Origin of the sequence: Bacillus sp. JJ1532, assembly GCF_036965085.1 — a bacterium.
GTDB lineage: Bacteria > Bacillota > Bacilli > Bacillales > Cytobacillaceae > Cytobacillus.
On sequence record NZ_JBALOW010000125.1, the window covers coordinates 1 to 2,001 of the forward strand.

A 2,001-nucleotide genomic window follows, 5' to 3' on the forward strand; every position below is an offset into this window, starting at 1 on the left:
AAGGTTTAAAAGAATCTATTAAATATTTTATAGAGAAATCATCATATTTACGCGCTTAGTAAACTTCCGATGGAAGATTCTTTTTTTGCAATTGCCAAGCTAACAAAATAGTAGATTTCATGAAGGGGTTGGCATTTTTTGCATGTGTTGTCCGATTTATGGCTATATGGTTTATGGCTTTGAGGGGGAATAAACCCAGGTAAGGCATTAAGCTGTGAAAGGGGGCGTTAATGGGGCTAATAACGATAAAGAAATGATGACATAGCGTAATCAACAAGGGGAGTTTGAAAACAAAAACCTACATAAAGTAGGGAATGTTCCAAGAGGGAGGAGAATCACTTTGAAGCTTAGAGGTAAGATTGCTGCATTAACGACCACTATATTGCTTGCGATGTCTTCAACAGCCACTTTTGCTGCGGAACCAGGGCTGGATACAATGCCCGGCCCAGTGGATCCCCAGTCATGGGTGAACCCGGAGAATATGACGTGGAATGATTATAATCAGGTCCCGGGTATTGACTGGAATACAACGAATATTAAGCCGGAAACCGAACTTAGAGGGGCCTTGATTTTGGTTGACTTTCCGGATCAGGATTTTATCCTGACCAAACCCAAGGGTTCAGAGCTCGTCGGTAATCCGCAAGTCAACGCTGTTCCTCGTGAACAACTTGGGGAATGGTGGAAGAATTTCTTGAATGTCCCAAGTGCACTCAACAACTATCAGACAATCGATGGTTTTTGGAAAGAGAACTCTTATGGAAAATGGGGCGTATCACTTGATTCTTATGGTCCGTACCGTTTGGATAAAAACGAATTTCAGTATGGGCTTGAGAACAGTCATAATACTGGTTTCCTGCCATCGAATTATCAAAGAGGAAACCTTTTCACAGATGGCGTAAATGCAGCAACAGATGACATAACCGCCTCTGGAAAGGAATATGACTTTGCGTTTATCGTTCATGCTGGCTATGATGAATCAACTGTATGGCAGGAACTCGGCGAAATGATGTTTTTGAATCAAGACTCGGTGACTGATGAATTTGGGCCGCCGAAGGATATGCCTGGATTTGAAAACATGCCAAACTGGGCAAAAACTCGTTACGTACCATGGTCTTCCTGGTACGCAGCCAAAGCTATTTGGTCCGCCGCATCTAGTGCAAGGATCAATGGCAAAACAATTCGTGTTTCTATTCAAGGCGAAAGTGATGGCATGGGCACATTCGCTCACGAATTTGGCCATCTCCGCGGTCTTGGCGATAACTACAATAATGCGGCTCTTGACCCTAGAACCTATTCGGGTTATTGGGAAACGATGAGCCGTGGATCATTCAATGGCCCCGGTGGGACGCACACTCGCTGGATGATTCCATCTACCCTTGGTGCTTCTTTATCGGCACCACATATGCTTCGTAATAAGATGAAACAGGGATTTGTATCCGATGATGAAGTCCTGCAGCTAAACCGTGATGACTTAAAAGAATCTGGACCGGTGTTTGCGGATATTGTCGCGCGTCAAGCACCAATTGGCAGTCAATTCGGCCGAACCGGACTCCACGGCATCAACATCAGCATGGACGATTTAACACCAACCAATTACCTTTCCGGTGACTGGCGTAACGATATAATAGGCAATAGATTGTTCAATAACTACACCCTTGAAGTGGTAGACCGTTTTGGTGCGGATTCCTTTGCAGCCGACTCCGGTGTATTGATTGCCAAAACGAAAAATGCGGAGACTTCCCCGTTCATTTGGGTAGTTGATTCACATCCCGAAGATATCAATCTGAAGGACTTTACAAGACCTGACGGCACAACAGCTATGGTTGGCAAAGGTGACCCCCGTCAAACTCTTGATGCTTTATTCAAAGCTGGGAATGGGGCAAGTTTGGTCTCCGGGCAATTCGATGGTTCTATTGGCAAAGACACTGTTGTCAGTGAGTACATCGATCCATACAATAAACTTCATTTCTACATTTTAGGGCAACACAAAGACAATGACGG

1 protein-coding gene is annotated in these 2,001 nt (G+C 44.5%); it reads left to right on the top strand.

Annotated elements, in window-relative coordinates; all coding sequences use genetic code 11:
- Positions 1-340 precede the first annotated feature (340 nt).
- Positions 341-2,001 (top strand): M6 family metalloprotease domain-containing protein (locus V7122_RS24785; RefSeq protein WP_335348035.1); only part of this gene is annotated, 1,661 nt, incomplete at its 3' end.